Source organism: Bradyrhizobium sp. Leo78, from assembly GCF_059512425.1.
Genome location: NZ_JCAMOT010000320.1, coordinates 1 through 324 on the forward strand (window position 1 = coordinate 1; position 324 = coordinate 324).

The window sequence follows — 324 nt, forward strand, 5'->3', positions numbered from 1 at the left end:
TCAACGTCGGTTTCGGTGGTGTTCTGGTCTCCGACCATAAGCTGCTCCGTGGCTGTCTAGACAAATGTCGCTACCGTTTTGAGACCTCACTGGAAACTTCATTTCGGCGTGCCCAGACTAAGAAACTCGTTCATGTCGGCGGCCTGCTCGGCTTGCCGCGCCTGCCGGAGCAGTTTCTGCCGCTCGGCGCCGGGAGGTAGGTCGCGTGCCTGCGTGCGAGCCTGGCGAGCTGAGGCGACCAGCCGCGCCTGGAGTGAAGTGGTCTGCTTGGCTCGGTTGCGCTTGCGTTTGGTTTCCATGAGCTTCCAATGCTCGGTACTGCGG

General features: G+C 61.1%; 1 protein-coding gene. It reads right to left on the bottom strand.

Annotated features, from left to right (window positions below; genetic code table 11):
- Positions 1–98: 98 nt before the first annotated feature.
- Positions 99–324, bottom strand: a 226-nt coding sequence (locus AC5ZG1_RS44890) for a hypothetical protein (protein WP_496136637.1), incomplete at its 5' end; no start/stop codon positions are given.